The organism is Pseudoxanthomonas composti (assembly GCF_004122095.1).
Taxonomy (GTDB): Bacteria; Pseudomonadota; Gammaproteobacteria; order Xanthomonadales; family Xanthomonadaceae; genus Pseudoxanthomonas_A; species Pseudoxanthomonas_A composti.
Window position 1 is genome coordinate 326,759 of sequence record NZ_SAWZ01000005.1, and the last position, 17,833, is coordinate 344,591.

Consider the following 17,833-nt stretch of genomic DNA (forward strand, 5'->3'; position numbering starts at 1 on the left):
CTCGATAGGTCATGGATCGCCTTCGGCCTCCGGATCAATCCTGTCCGCGGGCATGCACCCAGCGTTCCAGCTGTCGGGTGATTGGCCGCTTTCAAATACGTGCATATGCATGCAATATCCGGTCGACCATCGCCGGATGTCTTGCCATGCCCTCGCCCCCTGCCGTGGAATCGCAGTGCACCTGCTTCCGCCTGCGCCGCGCCGCGCGTCAGGCCTCGCAGCTCTACGACCGTGAGCTGGCCGCCATCGGCCTGAGCCTCAATGAGTACTCCATCCTGCGTCGGGCCCAGAAGGGCACACGCACCCTGGGCGAGCTGGCGCAGGCCGCCGGCATGGACCGCAGCACGCTCACCCGCAACCTCAAGCCTCTGCTGGCCAACGGCCTGCTGCGCGAGGCGCGCGGCGAGGATGCGCGCCAGCGGCTGATCAAGCTCACGCCCAAGGGCGAACGCGCCATTACCCAGGCAATCCCGCTGTGGCAGCGAGCGCAGGCGCAGATGGCCGCCCTGTATGGCGCCGCGCCGATGCAGCAGCTCAACCAGGCCCTGGATGCCCTGCACGAAGCGCTGCGTCCGCTGCGGGAGGCCGCATGAACGCTTCGGCCAATCGCACGCCATGGATGCTGCTGGTGGTGGCCTCCAGCATCCTGCTGCTGACCATGGGCGTGCGCCAGACCACCGGCCTGTTCGTCAAACCCATCGCCGCCAGTACCGGCATCGGCATCGCCTCGATCAGCTTCGCCCTGGCCATCGGCCAGCTGATGTGGGGCGCGGTGCAGCCGGTTTTCGGCGCCATCGCCGACCGCCACGGCCCCACCCGCGTGCTGGTGCTGGGTGGCCTGCTGATGGCCTTCGGCTGCGCCTTGACGCCCTTCGTCAGCAGCCAGTGGGGGCTGATCCTCACCCTGGGCGTGATGGCCGCCGCCGGGGCCGGCGCCGGCAGCTTCTCCATCCTGATCGGCGCCACCGCCCAGCACATCCCCGCCGAGAAGCGCTCCTTCGCTTCGGGCGTGATCAATGCCGGCGGCTCGCTGGGGCAGTTCGTGTTCGCGCCGCTGGTGACCCTGGGCATCGGCATGGCCGGCTGGGCCACGGCGATGTTCGGCCTGGCCGCGGCCTCGCTGCTGACCCTGCCGCTGATCGCGCCGCTGGTGAAGCCGCGCCGCGGCGACCCGGCCGCCGGCATCGCCCAGGCAGCCCAGGCCGCGCACCTGACCCTGCGCGCGCAGCTGCGCATCGCCCTGCGCGACCGCAGCTACTGGCTGCTGCACCTGGGGTTCTTCACCTGCGGGGTGCATATCGCCTTCCTGGTCACGCACCTGCCCGGGGAGATCGCCCTATGCGGCCTGTCGCCGGGGGTGGCTGGCACCTCGATCGCGCTGATCGGCCTGTTCAACGTCGCCGGCAGCCTCAGCGCCGGCGCGCTCGGCCAGCGCATGCCAATGAAATACGTACTGGCCGGCATGTACGCCAGCCGCGCGGTCCTGATCGCGCTGTACCTGGCCTCGCCGCCGACGCCGATCACCTTCTACCTGTTCGCCGCCGCGCTGGGCTTCACCTGGCTGGCCACGGTGCCGCCCACGGCCGGCATCATCGGCAAGCGCTTCGGGCCGCGCTACCTGGGCACGCTGTTCGGGCTGACCCTGCTCTCGCACCAGATCGGCGGCTTCTTCGGCGCCTGGCTGGGCGGGCTGGCGCTGGAGCGCTCGGGCAACTACCTGTGGATGTGGTACGCCGACATGGCCCTGGCGCTGGTCGCGGCGGTGGCCAACCTGCCGATCAGGGAGCGGGCCATCGCGGTGCAGCCGGCGAGCGCCTGAGCTTCAGCCGGCGAGCGCTGCCATCCGTGCGCAGAGCGCCTGCCACGACGCCCAATCGGCGACCAGGATGAAGCCCAGGTCCTGCACCAGCAGGATGGCCAGCAGCAGCGGGTACGGCAGGCGCACACGCCCCTCGAGCCCGTCGCGCACGATCAGCACCACCACCACCAACGCGCTGATCGCCATGGCGGCATGGAAGGCCGCCTCGAAGGAGTCGATGCCGGGCATGAAGAAACCCAATGCGCGCGCAAGCGCCGGCGGCAGCACCAGCACCGCGGTGGAGGCCATGTAGCGCGCATGCAGCGGCCGGTGCCGGCGGTGCCGGATGGCCATGGCATAGCAGAAGGCGAAATACCCCAACGCGATGAGGTCGACGAAGGTCAGCCGCGGCGCGAACGCTTTCTGGAAGGGATTGCCGCCGGCCAGCGAATCGCACAACAGCGCAAACCCGCTGGCCAGGAACAGCGGCACCAGCACCAGCGAGGCCCAGCCCAAGGTGCGATGCAGGGCGAAGCGGCCGCTGCGCGCCAGCAGGCCCTGGGTGACCAGCAGCAACAGCCAGGCCATCGCCAACGCGCCGTGCAGGTGGCGCAGCAGCCCGGCTTCGGCCAGCCGCGAGAAGTACGTGGGATAGAAACCGACCACGGCCGTCAGCAGCACCAGCCCGACGTAGAACGGGGTGTTGTCGTGCGACCGGACTGCACTCATGCGCATGGCGTCGATCCGTTCCGGGAATGACGCACTCAACGCGGCGGCCGAGCGCCGCCGGCCACGCTAAGGCCGGGACCCACCCTGCGCGGGCGGCGGCGACCTCAGCCTTCCGCGCAGCGCGCGCACAGCCCGTGCACTTCCAGGGTCTGCGCCTGCGGCTTGAAGCCCAGCGCCTTGGCGCGGGCCTCCAACTGGTCCACCACCTCGCGGTCTTCCAGCTCCACCGCGCTATGGCACTGGTCGCAGATCAGGAACGGCACCGAATGGGCCGCGCTGTTGGGGTGGTGGCAGGCGACGAAGGCGTTGACCGACTCCAGCTTGTGCACGAAGCCATTGGCCATCAGGAAATCCAGCGCGCGATACACCGTGGGCGGCGCGTCGGCGCCGGCGCCCTTGGACTGGCGCACCATGTCCAGCAGGTCGTAGGCCTTGACCGGCTTGCCGGCGTCAGCGATCAGCTGCAGCACCCGCAGCCGGATCGGGGTCAGCCGCAGGCCGCGCTCGGTGCAGGCGCGCTCCACCGCCCGCACGAAGGCCTCGGCGCTGTCGACGTGGTGATGCGGATCGGTGCAGGCCTCGGCGTGGGCATGGACGTGCTTGGACATGGAATGACTCCGTTCGATCAGGCCGCTATGACCTTGGTGAGCGCCGCATCGATGCGTTTCAAGGCCTGCGCCTGTCCGGCCAGATAAACGGTGTGGGAGATATCCGGGCTGACCTGGGTGCCGGTGATGGCCACGCGCAGCGGCTGGGCCACCTTGCCCATGCCCAGTTCCAGCGCCGCGGCCACCTCGTGCAGCGCCTGAGAGACGGTCTCCACCGTCCACTCCGGCAGCGCGGCGAGCAGCTCGCGCGCCTTGGCCAGCGGCGCCTGCGCCCCGGCCTTCAGGTGCTTGGCCACCGCCGCCTCGTCGTAGGTCTCCAGCGGCCGGTACCAGACCACCGCCTTCTCGGCCATTTCCTTCAGGGTCTGCACGCGCTCGCGCAGGGCGATGACCACGTCCGCCGGCGCCGGGCCTGCCGACACGTCCAGGCCCAGCTTCTCCAGCTGGTAGACCAGGGCCGGGGCGATGGCCATGGCGCCCTCGCTCTTGAGGAAATGCTGGTTGACCCAGCCGAGCTTGGCCATGTCCAGGCGCGAGGCCTTGGAGTTGCAGTTGCGCACGTCGAACAGCGCGATCAGCTCGTCGCGGCTGAAGATCTCCTGGTCGCCGTGCGACCACCCCAGTCGCGCCAGATAGCTCAGCAGCGCCTCGGGCAGGTAGCCGGCGTCCTTGTACTGCATCACGTCGGCCGCACCGGTGCGCTTGGACAGCTTGGCGCCCTGCTCGTCCAGGATCATCGGCATATGGCCGAACTTCGGCACCGGCGCGCCGATGCCTTCATAGAGGTTGATCTGGCGCGGGGTGTTGTTGATGTGGTCATCGCCGCGGATGACCTCGGTGATGCCCATGTCCCAGTCGTCCACCACCACGGCGAAGTTGTAGGTGGGATAGCCGTCCGGACGGAACATCACCATGTCGTCCAGCTCGCTGTTGGCGATCTCGATGGGGCCCTTGATCAGGTCGTCGAACACCACCGTGCCTTCCAGCGGGTTCTTGAAGCGGATCACGCGGTTGGGGTCGTCCCGGTACGGCAGGCCGAGCTCGCGCGCCGCGCCGTTGTAGCGCGGCTTTTCCTGCCTGGCCATGGCGGCCTCGCGCATGGCGTCCAGCTCTTCCTTGGTCTCGTAGGCGTAGTAGGCCTTGCCATCGGCGATCAGCTGCTCGGCCACTTCCCTGTAGCGGGCGATGCGGTCGGTCTGGTAGATCGGGCCCTGGTCGTAGTCCAGGCCCAGCCAGTCCATCGCCTCCAGGATCGCGTCGATGGCGGCCTGGGTACTGCGCTCGCGGTCGGTGTCCTCGATGCGCAGCACGAACTCGCCGCCGCGGTGACGCGCTTCCAACCAGCAATACAGCGCGGTACGCGCGCCGCCGATGTGCAGGTAGCCGGTGGGACTGGGGGCGAAGCGGGTACGGCAGGTCATGAAGCGCTCGGGCACGACGGGAAACGATGAATTTTACCGGAGGGCGTGCGCGGGCGCCTGGATGCCCTCTCCGGTGCGTCGAGGGGATGCATTTGATATCGATTCTCATTATCTTAGACAAGCTTTCTACCATCCCCCCACGCCCCATGACCTTCCGCTTGCCCCTCGTGCTGGTCTGCCTCTGCAGCCTGGCTTCCCCGGCCCTTGGCTCGGAAGAACGTCTCAAGGATCCAGCCATCGACCTGGACGCGGTCAAGGTGACCGGCCAGCAGGCCGCCGGCTTCCTGCCACGTGGCGCGGCCTCCACCTCCAAGGGGGACACGCCGCCCGAGCGCCTGCCCTTCTCCGTCTCCGTGCTGACCCGCGCCCTGCTGGACAGCCAGCAGACCCGCAGCCTGGCCGACGCCCTGGGCAATGCCGCCGGCGTCACCCCGGGTGCCTTCGGTCGCCGCGGCTGGGACGATCTGATCATCCGTGGCCAGGTCGCGTCCGATTCCCTGTTCGTGGACGGCCTGCGCACGGCCTCGTCCAATCGCGTGGCCGAGCAGATGTTCGGCGTGCAGGACGTGGAGGTGTTCAAGGGGCCGGCCTCGCTGCTGTTCGGGCAGGTGCTGCCGGGTGGGCTGGTGAACATGGTCAGCCGCCGCCCGCAGGATCGGGCCTTTGTCAGCGGCGAGCTGCGCACCGGCAGCTACGGCCTGCGACAGGCCGGTGTGGATGCCAACACGCCGCTGGGTGCGCGCGCGGCGCTGCGCGTCAACGCGATGGCGATGAACAGCGAGGACCCCACCGATCACGTCACCTTCCGCGAGCGCTGGGTCGCGCCGGCGCTATCGCTGCAGCTGGGCGAGCGTACCGAGCTTATCGTGCTGGGCAGCCACCAGCAGCGCCGCTACCTGCGCCAGCAGGGGCTGCCATCGGAAGGCAGCGTGCTGGCCAATCCGAACGGCCAGATCCGCCGCGACCTGTTCACCGGCGAGCCCACGCAGCGTCCCTACGACGGCGAGCAGACCCGCATCGGCACGCTGATCGATCACCGTTTCGACAATGGCTGGCGCCTGCACAACGGACTGCGCTGGCAGGACTTCGACATCACCGGCGACTTCGTCAGCAACAACGGCATGGCCGCCAACCTGCGCACCCTGCGCCGCAGCGCGGTACATCAGGTCTGGGGCGGCGACACCCTGGTGCAGGACACTTACCTGTCCGGCACGCTGGGCCCCGAGGCGCTGCGCCATACCGTGACGCTCGGTGTGGACGCCTTCCGCACCCGTGAAATCTCCAGGCAGGCCACCTGCCGCGCCGGCACGCTGGATGTGTATGCGCCGGTCTACACCGGCATCGTCTGCCCGGCCAACTTCAGCCGCGACAACCTCAGCCAAGTGCGCTCGGGCGGCCTGTACCTGCGCGACCAGATCGAGATCGCCCGCCGCTGGCAGCTGTTGCTGGGCCTGCGCCACGATCGCAGCGAGGTGGCCACCGAGAACCATCTGACCGACACCCGCCAAGCCAGCCGCGACAGCGCCAACACCGGCTCGGCGGCGCTGATGTTCGAGGCCGCCGACGGCGTGCGCCCGTACGTCAGCTATGCCACCTCGTTCTATCCCAACACCGGCACCGACAGCGCCGGCCAGGGCTTCGATCCCGAACAGGGCCGCCAGCTGGAAGCCGGCATCAAGCTCGACCTGGCCGGCGGCCTGGCCAGCCTGACCGCCGCGGTCTATGACCTGCGTCGCCAGAACGTGCTGCAGTCCGACCCGGTCAACGACGGTTACAGCATCGCCGTGGGCGAGCAGCGCAGCCGCGGCGGGGAGCTCAACCTCACCGCCGATCTCGGCAGCGGCCTGAGCGTCAACGCCGGCTACGCCTATACCGACGCGCGGATCACCGACGATGGCGGCCAACCCGCCAACACGGTCGGCCAGCGCCTGAACAACGTGCCGCTGCACAGCGGCAACCTGTGGCTGCATTACGCCCCGGCGCGCGAGGGCGATGGCTGGAGCCTCAGCGGCGGCCTGCGCGCGGTGGGCCGTCGCGACACCTATGGCTACACCCTGCCCGGCTATGTCACCGCCGACTTCGGCGTGGGCTATCGGCTGGGGCGCTGGGACGCGGCGCTCAACGTGCGCAACCTGCTGGACAAGGACTACTTCGCCGGTGGCTTGCAGCGCGCGGTGGCGTTGGGCGACCCGCGCACGCTGCTATTCAAGGTGGGCTTCCGGTACTGAGCGCTCGGTGCGCCGTTGCCGTCGTGCCCTCCGGCAGGGCGATGCCGCTTAAGCAGGCAAAGCGTTTGCCGGCACGACGGCCAGCGCACCGGCTGAACCTGTGGTGCCGGACTGGCGCCGCAGGGGCTGCGCCGACCCAACACGGAAACAGCTCGCCAGCATGACCAGCCTGGGACAGCGGCTAGAATGCGCCGATGACCACGCTCTTCATCTCCGACCTGCACCTGGACGCCGAGCGTCCGCAGACCACCGCGCTGTTCCTGGAATTCCTGCAGCGCGAGGCCATGACCGCCGATGCGCTGTACATCATCGGCGACCTGTTCGAGGCCTGGGTCGGCGATGACGACCCTTCCGAGCTGGCCACCGAGGTCGCCCAGGGCCTGCGCGCGGTGTCCACCGCAGGCGTGCCGGTGTTCTTCATCCGCGGCAACCGCGACTTCCTGCTGCGCGAGGACTACGCCCGCCGCTGCGGCATGCGCATCCTGCCCGACCCCTCGGTGATCGACCTGTACGGCAAGCCGGTGCTGGTGCTGCACGGCGACCTGCTGTGCACCAGCGACGTGGCCTACCAGGCCTTTCGTGCGCAGACGCGCAACCCGGCCTGGCAGGAGCAGATGCTGTCCCAGCCGCTGGCCGTGCGCATCGGCTTCGCCAAGCAGGCGCGCGCGGCCAGCGCCGCGCACCAGGGCGGCATGAAGGACGGCGACCGCGCGCAGTACGAGACCCTCACCGACGTGACGCCGGAGGAAGTCGAATCGACCTTCGTGCGCTACGGCGTCGATACCATGATCCACGGCCACACCCACCGCCCCGCCGTGCATGAGCTGCAGATCGAAGGCCGTACCTGCCGGCGCATCGTGCTGGGCGACTGGTACGAGCAAGGCTCGGTGCTGCGCGTGACCGCCGAGGGCGATGACCTGCAGGTGCTGCCGCTGGCGTGACTGGCCGCGTGTGGAGCTTGCATGGCGTCGCGTGTTCGGCTGCCGGGTGTTTGCAAGCGTGTGCGCCGCCTGTGCAGGCGGGAGCGGGTCGGCTGCCTTGAAACCTTTCATTCCTCAGCCGACCTCTGTGGCAGCCGACTTTTGTGGGAGCGGCTTCAGCCGCGAAGAGGCTTTCTTGGGAAAGCTTCTTCGCGGCTGAAGCCCCTCCCACAGAAGACCCACGCACAGTCGGACCGATTCGCGCTCGACTTGCGCTTTGGGCCCCAGGTTCCAACAGTTCTTCCCAGGTCGATACCAGACAGCCCCACTCGCTTCGCACTAGCTCCCCGGCAAGCGCGGCGGCTCCAGCGCCACCAGCGCATCCAGCTCTTCCTGCTCGAACCCCGCCAGCAGGCGCGCCTGCACGTTGAACGGGCCACGCAAGTAAGGCCCGGCGTAATCGCGCAGCAGCTGCAGGAAGGTCGCGCGCGGCTCCACGCCCTGGCGCGCGCAGTACCAGCGATACCAGCGCGAGCCGGCGGCCACGTGCGGCACTTCCTCGCGCAGGATCAGCTCCAGGATCCGCACCGTCTCATCGTCGCCCAGCGCGCGCAGCTTGGCGATCATGCCCGGGGTGACATCCAGGCCGCGCGCTTCCAGCACCCGCGGCACCAGCGCCATGCGCGCCAGCCCGTCGTGGGCGGTCTTCTCGCACATCTCCCACAGGCCGTTATGCGCGTCGAAGTCGCCATAATCGTAACCAAAGGCCTGCAGGCGCCCGCGCAGCAACGCGAAATGTCGCGACTCGTCACGCGCCACACCAACCCAGTCGGCATAGAACGCATCAGGCAGGCCGCGAAAGCGATAGACCGCATCCCAGGCCAGATCGATGGCATTGAGTTCGATATGGGCGATGGCATGCAGGAACGCAGCACGTCCCTCGACGCTGCCCAGCCCGCGCTTGCGCAGATGGCGCGGGTGCACCAGCGCAGGGCGCGCTGGCCGGCCCGGCATGCCGATCGGCACAGGCGCCGGCGCGTGTGCCGGGATCGACAGCGCGCCGCGTGCGAACGCGGCGGCGTAATGCTGGGTCAGGGCCACCTTGTCCTGCGGATCGGCTGCGTCCAGGCACTGCCGGGCCGCGGAGAACACATCGCCCGCGGCCGTCTCCAGGCGCGTCATTCGACCGCGAGGGACAGATCGCCCACGGTCACGCCCGGCGGCAGGGCGGCGACCTGCGCATGGATCTGCCCGCTCAGCGAGAGATAGTCGGCCAGGGCGGTGGGCTCGAGCGCCGCGGTGTCACGCGCCCCGCCCAGCACCGGCGGGACCCGGAAGGCCCACACGCTGCCCTCCGGCAGGCGCGCGCCCTCGCGCAACAGCGGCGCCACCAGGTCGTAGCGAAAGCAATGCGCGACGAAATCGACATCGCCCAGGCGCTGCAGGAACTCACCCAGGTCGTCGGCGACCTTCTCCAGCACGCCATCGACGCAATCAAGGAAATACACGTCCTGCCCTTGCCCCAGCTGCACGAAGGCATCGCCGGCCACGCCCAGCATCAGCACCCGCGCGCCGGGCCCGGTGAGCCATTCCCAGTCCGCCAGCAAACTGGCGCGGTCCAGGTCCTGGTCCAACGCTACGCACAGGTCTTCCAGGGTGATCGTCATCGCCCGCGCGGCCCGGTCCGTCAGGCGCGGCGCTTGTGCTTGGCTTCATCCGAGCGCAGGGCCTGGATGCGCTCGAAATAGCCCGGCTCGATGCCGGTGATGTACTCGCCGTTGAAGCAGGACGAATCGAAGCGCGTCAGGTGCGGGTTGCCCTCGCGCACCGCGCTCTCCAGGTCTTCCAGGTCCTGGTACACCAGCCAGTCGCAGCCCAGGAACTCCTGGATTTCCTGCTCGCTGCGGTTGTGCGCCACCAGTTCCTCGGCCGCGGGCATGTCGATGCCGTAGATGTTGGGGTAGCGCACCGGCGGCGCGGCGCTGGCCAGGTAGACCTTGCGCGCGCCGGCATCGCGCGCCATCTGCACGATCTGTCGGCTGGTCGTGCCGCGCACGATGGAATCGTCCACCAGCAGCACCACGCGGTTGCGGAACTCCAGGTGGATCGGGTTGAGCTTGCGGCGCACCGATTTCACCCGCTCGCCCTGCCCCGGCATGATGAAGGTGCGGCCCACGTAGCGGTTCTTGACGAAGCCCTCGCGGTACTTCACGCCCAGCACGTTGGACATCTCCAGCGCCGCATCGCGCGAGGTGTCCGGGATCGGGATGATGGTGTCGATGTCGTGGTCCGGGCGCAGGCGCAGGATCTTCTCGCCCAGCTTCATGCCCATGCGCATGCGCGCCTTGTGCACGGACACGTTGTCGATCATCGAATCGGGCCGGGCGAAGTAGACGTACTCGAAGATGCACGGGGCATGGTCGGTGCTGGTGGCGCAGACCTCGGAGAACAGCTCGCCGCGGGCGGTGATCACCAGCGCCTCGCCCGGGCGCACATCGCGCACGCGCGCAAAGCCCAGGATGTCCAGCACCGAGGACTCGGAGGCGACGATGTACTCCTCGCCATCCACGTTCTCGCGCTTGCCCAGCACCAGCGGGCGGATGCCATGCGGGTCGCGGAAGGCCACCAGCCCCAGGCCCAGCACCACGCTGACCACCGCGTAGCCGCCGCGGCAACGGCGGTGCACGCCGGCCACCGCGCGGATCGCCGCTTCCGGGGTCAGCATGCGCTGCGCGTCCAGTTCGTGGGCGAACACGTTCAGCAGCACCTCGCTGTCCGAGTCGGTGTTGATGTTGCGCAGGTCGGCCTCGAACACCTGCTTGCGCAGGGCCTCGGTGTTGGTCAGGTTGCCGTTGTGCGCCAGGGCGATGCCGTAGGGCGAATTCACATAGAACGGCTGCGCCTCGTCCATGCCCTCGGACCCTGCGGTCGGATAGCGGCAATGGGCGATGCCCACCCGCCCCTCCAGCACGGCCATGCGCTTTTCGTCGAACACATCGCGCACCAGGCCGTTGGCCTTCTGCACGCGCAGGCGGGTGCCGTTGGCCGTGGCGATGCCCGCCGCATCCTGCCCGCGGTGCTGCAGCACGGTCAGGCCGTCATAGAGCTGACCGGCGACGTTCTGGTTTCCGACAATACCGACGATGCCACACATGGGGCGCGTTCTCCGCTGGCTGGGCTGTTGCTACTGGGAAGGAGGCCTTGCCTGGCCGTTGCCCTCGACCCGTGCCGGATCGGGGTGGCCCGGACGCACCTGCGCCGGATCCGCGATCGGGGTGGGCAGTGCCGGATCGGCCTGCGTCCCCTGCGGGGAAAGCGCGCCGTGTTCCCGGACCTGTTCGAGCGTCTGCGACATCAGTCGCTTCAACCCGTCGCCCTCAAGCCCCGATGCCTTGAGTGTGTCGTTCAGGCGTGCATTATCGCCTGCCAGCGGCAGCTTGCCCAAGTCCACTTTGCGAATCTGGTCAAGGTTCATGTTCGGCGCCTCCCAGCGCGGCAGCTGGGCGCGCATCCAGCCCGCGCCCGGCTCGATCACCGGCAGGATCCGCGACTGCTGCCAGGACGCCTCCCGGGTCAGCGGCGTGAAGCTCATCAGCACCACCAGCACCGCCGCCAGGAACCCACCCCGGACCAGCCCCAGGCCCAGGCCTAGCGCCCGGTCGGCCGCGCCCAGGCGGGTGGCCTGCACCGCGGTGCGCAGGACGTAGCCGATCAGCCCCACCACCACCAGCACCACCACGAAGGCCAGGGCGTAGCCGCCCAGGGACTGGGTCATGGTCGGGGCGCGGCCATCGGCCAGCCAGCGGGCGGCGTCGTTGCCGAACTGGAAGGACGCCCAGCCGGCCAGCAGCCAGGACGCGGTGCCCACCACGATGCCGACGAAGCCGCGCAGCAGGCCCAGCAGGGCCGAGATGCCGATGATCGCGCCCAGCAGCAGGTCGATCATGCCCACGCCCCCATGGCCGGGGCGACCGCGCGATGTGGCGATGGCAGCGGAAGCAACATGCGGGCAGGTGCGTCGTAGGCCATCTCATCCCCTCCCTGGGAACACAGCAGGCATCTCAGGGGTGCGGCCGGACCATGCCGTTGATGCCCAGCTTGGCCGCGATCTGCGCCTTCAGCGCGTCGGCCGCGGCGCGGTCGGCCACCGGGCCGGCCTTGACCCGGATCAGCGTGCCCTTGTCGGTGCGGACCGGCTCGGAAAAGGCGGAGAAGCCCGCGCCGCGCAGCTTGTCGCGCAGCGCATCGGCCTGGGCCTGCTGGCTGTAGGCGGCCAACTGCACGGCGAATCCGACGCCGCTGGCGGCCGGGGGAGGCGGCGGCTTGGGTGCCTCCACCGGCTTGGTCGCGGCCGGCGTACTGGCCGGCTTGGGCGCCTGCGCGGTTTCGGTCGGCGCCGGCTTCGGCGCCGGCGGCGGGGTGGCCGGCTTGGCGGCCGCCGTGGCGGCCGGCGGCGGGGCATCGGCATTGAGCGCGATCACCTGCGCGTTGACGTCGTTGCGGACCTGCACAGCCTTCAGGCGCACGATCTCGGCCTGGGCCTGGTCGGCATACGGCCCCACGCGCACGCGCCAGGCCGGCTTGCCATTGATCTGGTCCGGCGCGATGAAGCCCGGCAGATTGGCCTGGCGCAGGCGCTGGACCACCACGTCGGCGTCCTGGGCGCTGGCGTAGGCGCCAAAGCTGACCGCCCAGTTACCACCGGCGGTGGTGGCCGGCAGGGCGGGCTCGCTGGCGGCCTGGGCCTGCTGCGCCGGCTCGGCCAGGTCGGCCGCATCAGGGTTGCGCTCGGTGGTGGCCGCCGGCATGCCGGTGGCACCGCCCTGCGGCGCCGCGCCCGGCGGAGCCACCAGCGGCAATTCGCGGGTCTCGTATTCGCCCGAAGCCGGCGCGGCCGGCACGTCGGTAGACACGTTGGACACACCGCTGTCGGGCGCAGGTCCCTTGATCAGCATCGGCAGGAAGATCACGGCCAGTGCAATCAGCACCACGGCACCGATCAGGCGTTGTTTCAGCTTGGTGTCCATCAAGACCAGCGGCAGCGGGAGAACGCCGCACAGTATAAAGGCCCGTCCCCGGACCGCCGCCCTACTTGTGTGAATGCAGGGCGGCCAGCGCCTGACCCACGGTATGGAACGAGCCGAACACCAGCACCCGGCCGGCCGGGCCGGCCTGCGCCACCGCCGCCTCCACGGCCTGGGCCACGGTTTCGTGCAGCACCGCACGGCCCTGCAGCGTTGGCGCTCGCTGCAAGAGCTGCTCGGCCGACAGGCTGCGCGGGCCGGCGTCGTCGATCCCGGCCAGTTGCCAGCGGGCGATGTGCGGCGCCAGCGCCTGCACCACCTCCTCCACCGCCTTGTCCGCCAGCGCGGCGAACACCGCCACCGTTGGTCCCTGCACCGGGTGGGCCTGCAGCCAGTCGGCCAGGGCACGCGCGGCCTGCGGGTTGTGGCCCACGTCCAGACGGATCTCCACGCCGTCGCGCTCCAGGCGCTGCAGGCGGCCGGGCACCGTGGCCTGCGCCACCCCGCTGGCGAACACCGCCGGGGCCAGCGCTTCGCCACCGTCCAGCGCGCGCACCGCCGCGATCGCCGTGGCCGCGTTGGCCCGCTGCACCGGCGCGTCCAGCGGCAGCGCCGGCAGTTCCAGCTCGTAGCCGACTTCGCGCCAGCGCCAGCGGCCGTCCTCCAGGGGCTCATGGAAGAAATCGTTGCCGCCCTGGATGACCGCCGCGGCGATGGCGTAGGCATGGCGCAGCACGGTGCCGGGAATGCTCACCTCGCCCAGCACCAGCGGCTTCCAGGCACGGGCAATGCCGGCCTTCTCGCGACCGATGCTGTCGCGGTCCGGGCCCAGCCACTCGGTGTGGTCCACATCCACGGTGGTGATTACCGCCACGTCCGGATCGACCACGTTGACTGCATCCAGGCGCCCGCCCAGCCCCACTTCCAGGATCGCCAGGTCCAGCGCGCTACGCTGGAACAGCCACAGCGCCGCCAGCGTGCCGTACTCGAAGTAGGTCAGCGCGATCTCGCCGCGCGCGGCTTCCACCGCTTCGAAAGCCTCCACCAGCGCGGCGTCATCGGCCTGCGCGCCGTCGATGCGCACGCGCTCGTTGTAGCGCAGCAGGTGCGGCGAGGTGTAGGCGCCCACTTTCCAGCCCGCAGCTCGGCCGATGGCCTCGATGAAGGCCACGGTCGAGCCCTTGCCGTTGGTGCCGCCCACCGTGATCACCCGCGCGGCCGGGCGCTGCAGCCCTAGTCGCCCCGCCACCGCGCGCACGCGGTCCAGGCCCATGGCAATGGCCTGGGGGTGCTGGGCCTGGATATGGGACAGCCAATCGGCAAGGGCGCGGGGTGTGGACACGGCACGGCACGGCGGAAACTGGGCGGATATTGTGACCGCCACGCCGCCCAGGCGCGACGGCCGGCCTGGCCTGCTGCATCGCGCAAGCGATCACAGGTGAAACGATTCAAGCCCGCCCCTCTATACTTCGCCTCCTCTACGGTTGGGGTTCTTCGCACCATGGCGGACACGATGAAGGCGCTGGTCAAGCGCGAAGCGGGCAAGGGCATCTGGATGGAACAGGTGGCCAAGCCCACCCCCGGCCCCAACGAGGTGCTGGTCAAGCTGGAGAAGACCGCGATCTGCGGCACCGACCTGCACATTTACCTGTGGGACGAGTGGAGCCAGCGCACCATCACCCCTGGCCTGACCATCGGCCATGAGTTCGTCGGCCGCATCGCCGAGCTGGGCTCGGCGGTGACCGGCTACGAGATCGGCCAGCGCGTCTCGGCCGAGGGCCACATCGTCTGCGGCCACTGCCGTAACTGCCGTGGCGGCCGCCCGCACCTGTGCCCCAACACGGTGGGCATCGGCGTGAACCGCAACGGCGCCTTCGCCGAATACATGGTGATGCCGGCCAGCAACCTGTGGCCGATCCCGGACCAGATCCCGTCCGAACTGGCCGCCTTCTTCGACCCCTACGGCAACGCCGCGCACTGCGCGCTGGAGTTCGACGTGATCGGCGAGGACGTGCTGATCACCGGCGCCGGCCCCATCGGCATCATCGCCGCGGGCATCTGCAAGCACATCGGTGCGCGCAACGTGGTGGTCACCGACGTCAACGACTTCCGCCTGAAGCTGGCCGCCGACATGGGCGCCACCCGCGTGGTCAACGTGGCCAACACCTCGCTCAAGGACGTGATGGCCGACCTGCACATGGAAGGCTTCGACGTGGGTCTGGAGATGAGCGGCAACCCGCGCGCCTTCAACGACATGCTGGAATGCATGTACCACGGCGGCAAGATCGCCATGCTCGGCATCATGCCCAAGGGCGCCGGCTGCGACTGGGACAAGATCATCTTCAAGGGCCTGACCGTGCAGGGCATCTACGGCCGCAAGATGTACGAGACCTGGTACAAGATGACCCAACTGGTGCTGAGCGGTTTCCCGCTGGGCAAGGTGCTGACCCACCAGTTGCCCATCGACGACTTCCAGAAGGGCTTCGACCTGATGGAAGAAGGCAAGGCCGGCAAGGTCGTGCTGAGCTGGAACTGATGGGGCGAGGAGTGAATGGGAAAGGCGAGGAGTGAGGAGTGAGTAAATGCGGGATCGCCGCTTCGATCCGACCCGCCCACTCAACGGCCACCTCAACCTCGCTCCCGTCTTTCCTCACTTCGCTCCACCCGCTCCTCGCCTTTACTCACTCCTCACTCCTCTTCGCTCACTCCTCGCCCATGTCCCTGACCCAGCGCTACGCCGAGACCCTCGACGAAATCCGCGATGCCGGGCTGTTCAAGTCCGAACGCATCATCACCAGCCCGCAGTCGGCGCAGATCACCCTGGCCGATGGCCGCACGGTGCTGAACTTCTGCGCCAACAACTACCTGGGGCTGGCCGATCACCCGGACATCATCGCCGCGGCCAAGGACGCGCTGGACACGCACGGCTTCGGCATGGCCTCGGTGCGCTTCATCTGCGGCACCCAGGACCTGCACAAGCAGCTGGAAGCGCAGATCGCGCGCTTCTTCGGCACCGAGGACACCATCCTCTACGCTGCCTGCTTCGACGCCAACGGCGGCCTGTTCGAGCCGCTGCTGGGCGAGGACGATGCGATCATCTCCGATGCGCTCAACCACGCCTCCATCATCGATGGCGTGCGCCTGTGCAAGGCCAAGCGCTTCCGCTACGCCAACTGCGACATGGCCGACCTGGAGGCGCAGCTGCAGGCCGCCGATGCGGCCGGCTGCAAGACCAAGCTGATCACCACCGACGGCGTGTTCTCGATGGACGGGTTCATCGCCCCGCTGGATGAGATCACCGCACTGGCCGAGAAATACGGCGCCCTGGTGCACATCGACGAGTGCCACGCCACCGGCTTCCTCGGCAAGACCGGCCGCGGCTCGGCCGAGGTCAAGGGCGTGCTGGAGAAGATCGACATCATCACCGGCACCCTGGGCAAGGCCATGGGCGGCGCGCTGGGCGGCTTTACCACGGCGAAGAAGGAAGTCATCGAGCTGCTGCGCCAGCGCTCGCGCCCCTACCTGTTCTCCAACTCGCTGCCGCCGCATGTGGTGGCCGCCGGCATCAAGGCCTTCGAGATGCTCGAGGCGGCCGGCGAACTGCGCGAACAGCTGGTGGAGAACACCCGTTATTTTCGTGAGCGCATGACCGCGGCCGGCTTCGACATAAAGCCCGGCGTGCATCCGATCAGCCCGGTGATGCTGTACGACGCGCCGCTGGCGCAGCGATTCGCCGAGCGGCTGCTGGAGGAAGGCATCTACGCCATCGGCTTCTTCTTCCCCGTGGTGCCCAAGGGCCAGGCGCGCATCCGCACGCAGCTGAGCGCGGCGCACACGCGCGAACACCTGGATCGCGCCATCGACGCCTTCACCCGCATCGGCCACGAACTCGGCGTGCTCAAGCGCGACTGATGCGCAGCGCACTGCGCCGCAGGCTGCTGCTGGCGGCGCAGACCGACGCGCTGGCGCAGTTCGATGGTCAGCGCTGGCGCACGCGCTGCCTGCATTGCAGGGCGCATCTGGAGCTCAGTGCTCAGGGCGATGCCTTGGGCGTGACCTCGCTGGAACATGTCGTGCCCAGCGCCTGGTTCGGGCGACCCGCCGCACGGGCGCTGACCTCGCAGGTGGGGGACCAGGACGATGACGCCCGCAACCTCGCCCTGGCCTGCGCCAGCTGCAATCACGCCAAGGGCCGGCGCCAGGATGCGCGCGGGCCTGCCGATCCGCGCGCCTTCGAGATCGTCAGCCGTCTGCTGGCCACGCGCCTGGCGCGCTGGCGGGCGCTACCGGAGGCTGAGCGAGCGCGCTGAGCTCGCCGGCCTCGAGCAGGCGCCACTGCCCCTTCGGCAGCGCCCCCAGGTGCAGCGCGCCGATGGCCACGCGCACCAGGCGCAGCACGCCGATGTCGAAGGCCTCGAGCAGGCGGCGGATATGCCGGTTGCGGCCTTCATCCAGTACCACTTCGATCCAGCTGTTGCGTTGCCCGCTGCGCAGCAGCCGCACCGACACCGCGCGCAGCACCGCTTCATCCACACGGGCGCCTGCCTGCAGCTGTTGCAGCAGCGCCGGGTCGGGCACGGCGTCGATCTGCACGTGGTAGGTCTTGAGCACCCCGCCCTGCGCATCGGTGATGCCCGCGGCCCATTGCGGATCGTTGCTGAAGAGCAGCAGCCCTTCGCTGGCCTTGTCCAGGCGCCCGACCGGCGCCAGCCAGGGCAGGCCGGTCTCGCGCAGGCAGCTGTAGACGGTGTCTCGCCCCTGTTCGTCGCGCGCGGTGGTCACCAGGCCCCGCGGCTTGTTCAACATCAGGTAGTGGCGGTGCGGCGCGTCCAAGGCCTGCCCATCCACGCTCACCACCTGGCGCCCGGCCACCACCGGAAACTCCGGGTCGCGCACCACGCGCCCGTCCACCTGCACCCGTCCCTCGCGGACCCAGGCGGCCGCCTCGGTGCGCGAGCACAGGCCATGCTTGGAAAGCACCCGCGCCACCCCATGCCGCGGCGCCTGCACGCCCGCGGCCGCCGTGGCGCCGACAGCAGAAGGCCGCCGTCCTTGCGGACGACGGCCCTGGGGCTTGCGCGTGGTCATGCGGACCGCAGCGTCAG

Annotated in this window: 17 protein-coding genes; 7 read left to right on the forward strand and 10 right to left on the reverse strand. The window is 69.4% G+C overall.

The annotated features are described in order from the left end of the window. Positions 1-146: 146 nt before the first annotated feature. A complete protein-coding gene (locus tag EPA99_RS11675) occupies positions 147-593 on the forward strand; it encodes a MarR family winged helix-turn-helix transcriptional regulator (protein WP_129471393.1) in 447 nt (148 codons plus the stop codon). Continuing rightward, on the forward strand, positions 590-1,819 hold the full coding sequence (locus tag EPA99_RS11680) for an MFS transporter (protein ID WP_129471394.1): 1,230 nt from the start codon (positions 590-592) through the stop codon (positions 1,817-1,819). Before EPA99_RS11675 ends, EPA99_RS11680 begins: the two co-directional genes overlap by 4 nt. A 3-nt stretch (positions 1,820-1,822) precedes the next feature. On the opposite strand, the gene EPA99_RS11685 is transcribed toward EPA99_RS11680, so the two are convergent. The 3 genes from EPA99_RS11685 to gltX all read right to left on the reverse strand — a co-directional run bounded on the left by EPA99_RS11685 (position 1,823) and on the right by gltX (position 4,556). Next, positions 1,823-2,527 carry a hypothetical protein gene (locus EPA99_RS11685; protein WP_129471395.1) on the reverse strand — a complete coding sequence of 235 codons (705 nt, stop codon included), beginning with the start codon at positions 2,525-2,527 and terminating at the stop codon, positions 1,823-1,825. A gap of 104 nt (positions 2,528-2,631) precedes the next feature. Continuing rightward, the gene (locus EPA99_RS11690) at positions 2,632-3,135 is read right to left on the reverse strand and encodes a transcriptional repressor (protein WP_129471396.1); all 504 of its coding nucleotides are present in this window, start codon (positions 3,133-3,135) and stop codon (positions 2,632-2,634) included. A gap of 17 nt (positions 3,136-3,152) precedes the next feature. Beyond that, positions 3,153-4,556: a glutamate--tRNA ligase gene (gene gltX / locus EPA99_RS11695; protein WP_129471397.1), complete on the reverse strand. Its 1,404-nt coding sequence runs from the start codon at positions 4,554-4,556 to the stop codon at positions 3,153-3,155. Between the two features lie 146 nt (positions 4,557-4,702). Here gltX and EPA99_RS11700 point away from each other — a divergent pair, with 146 nt between their 5' ends. Then, complete coding sequence (locus tag EPA99_RS11700) at positions 4,703-6,784, forward strand: TonB-dependent siderophore receptor (protein ID WP_129471398.1); 2,082 nt, start codon at positions 4,703-4,705, stop codon at positions 6,782-6,784. A gap of 194 nt (positions 6,785-6,978) precedes the next feature. Next, entirely contained in the window at positions 6,979-7,725 is a 747-nt protein-coding gene (gene lpxH, locus EPA99_RS11705; RefSeq protein ID WP_129471399.1) for a UDP-2,3-diacylglucosamine diphosphatase, read from the forward strand. Between the two features lie 318 nt (positions 7,726-8,043). Here the strand turns inward: lpxH and EPA99_RS11710 are convergent, their stop codons facing one another. The 6 genes from EPA99_RS11710 to folC form a co-directional block, all read right to left on the reverse strand. After that, complete coding sequence (locus tag EPA99_RS11710) at positions 8,044-8,886, reverse strand: ferritin-like domain-containing protein (protein ID WP_129471400.1); 843 nt, start codon at positions 8,884-8,886, stop codon at positions 8,044-8,046. Continuing rightward, entirely contained in the window at positions 8,883-9,371 is a 489-nt protein-coding gene (locus EPA99_RS11715) for a T6SS immunity protein Tdi1 domain-containing protein (protein ID WP_129471401.1), read from the reverse strand. Before EPA99_RS11715 ends, EPA99_RS11710 begins: the two co-directional genes overlap by 4 nt. Positions 9,372-9,391: 20 nt before the next feature. Then, the gene (gene purF, locus EPA99_RS11720; protein ID WP_129471402.1) at positions 9,392-10,858 is read right to left on the reverse strand and encodes an amidophosphoribosyltransferase; all 1,467 of its coding nucleotides are present in this window, start codon (positions 10,856-10,858) and stop codon (positions 9,392-9,394) included. A gap of 30 nt (positions 10,859-10,888) precedes the next feature. Beyond that, complete coding sequence (locus EPA99_RS11725; RefSeq protein WP_129471403.1) at positions 10,889-11,650, reverse strand: CvpA family protein; 762 nt, start codon at positions 11,648-11,650, stop codon at positions 10,889-10,891. Between the two features lie 115 nt (positions 11,651-11,765). Further along, on the reverse strand, positions 11,766-12,731 hold the full coding sequence (locus EPA99_RS11730; RefSeq protein ID WP_129471404.1) for an SPOR domain-containing protein: 966 nt from the start codon (positions 12,729-12,731) through the stop codon (positions 11,766-11,768). A 61-nt stretch (positions 12,732-12,792) separates the two neighbouring features. Next, positions 12,793-14,070, reverse strand: coding sequence for a bifunctional tetrahydrofolate synthase/dihydrofolate synthase (gene folC, locus EPA99_RS11735; protein WP_129471405.1), 1,278 nt, complete (start codon positions 14,068-14,070; stop codon positions 12,793-12,795). A 159-nt stretch (positions 14,071-14,229) separates the two neighbouring features. Here folC and tdh point away from each other — a divergent pair, with 159 nt between their 5' ends. From tdh to EPA99_RS11750, 3 genes are all read left to right on the forward strand, one after another. Next, positions 14,230-15,264 (forward strand): L-threonine 3-dehydrogenase, encoded by a 1,035-nt coding sequence (gene tdh / locus EPA99_RS11740; protein ID WP_164978643.1) that lies wholly within the window; start codon positions 14,230-14,232, stop codon positions 15,262-15,264. A gap of 179 nt (positions 15,265-15,443) precedes the next feature. Continuing rightward, the gene (gene kbl / locus EPA99_RS11745) at positions 15,444-16,640 is read left to right on the forward strand and encodes a glycine C-acetyltransferase (RefSeq protein ID WP_129471407.1); all 1,197 of its coding nucleotides are present in this window, start codon (positions 15,444-15,446) and stop codon (positions 16,638-16,640) included. Then, positions 16,640-17,038 carry an HNH endonuclease gene (locus EPA99_RS11750; RefSeq protein WP_129471408.1) on the forward strand — a complete coding sequence of 133 codons (399 nt, stop codon included), beginning with the start codon at positions 16,640-16,642 and terminating at the stop codon, positions 17,036-17,038. The genes kbl and EPA99_RS11750 overlap by 1 nt, the downstream gene beginning before the upstream one ends. Here the strand turns inward: EPA99_RS11750 and EPA99_RS11755 are convergent. Beyond that, entirely contained in the window at positions 16,971-17,816 is an 846-nt protein-coding gene (locus tag EPA99_RS11755; protein WP_129471409.1) for a pseudouridine synthase, read from the reverse strand. The genes EPA99_RS11750 and EPA99_RS11755 overlap by 68 nt on opposite strands. Positions 17,817-17,833: the final 17 nt, after the last annotated feature.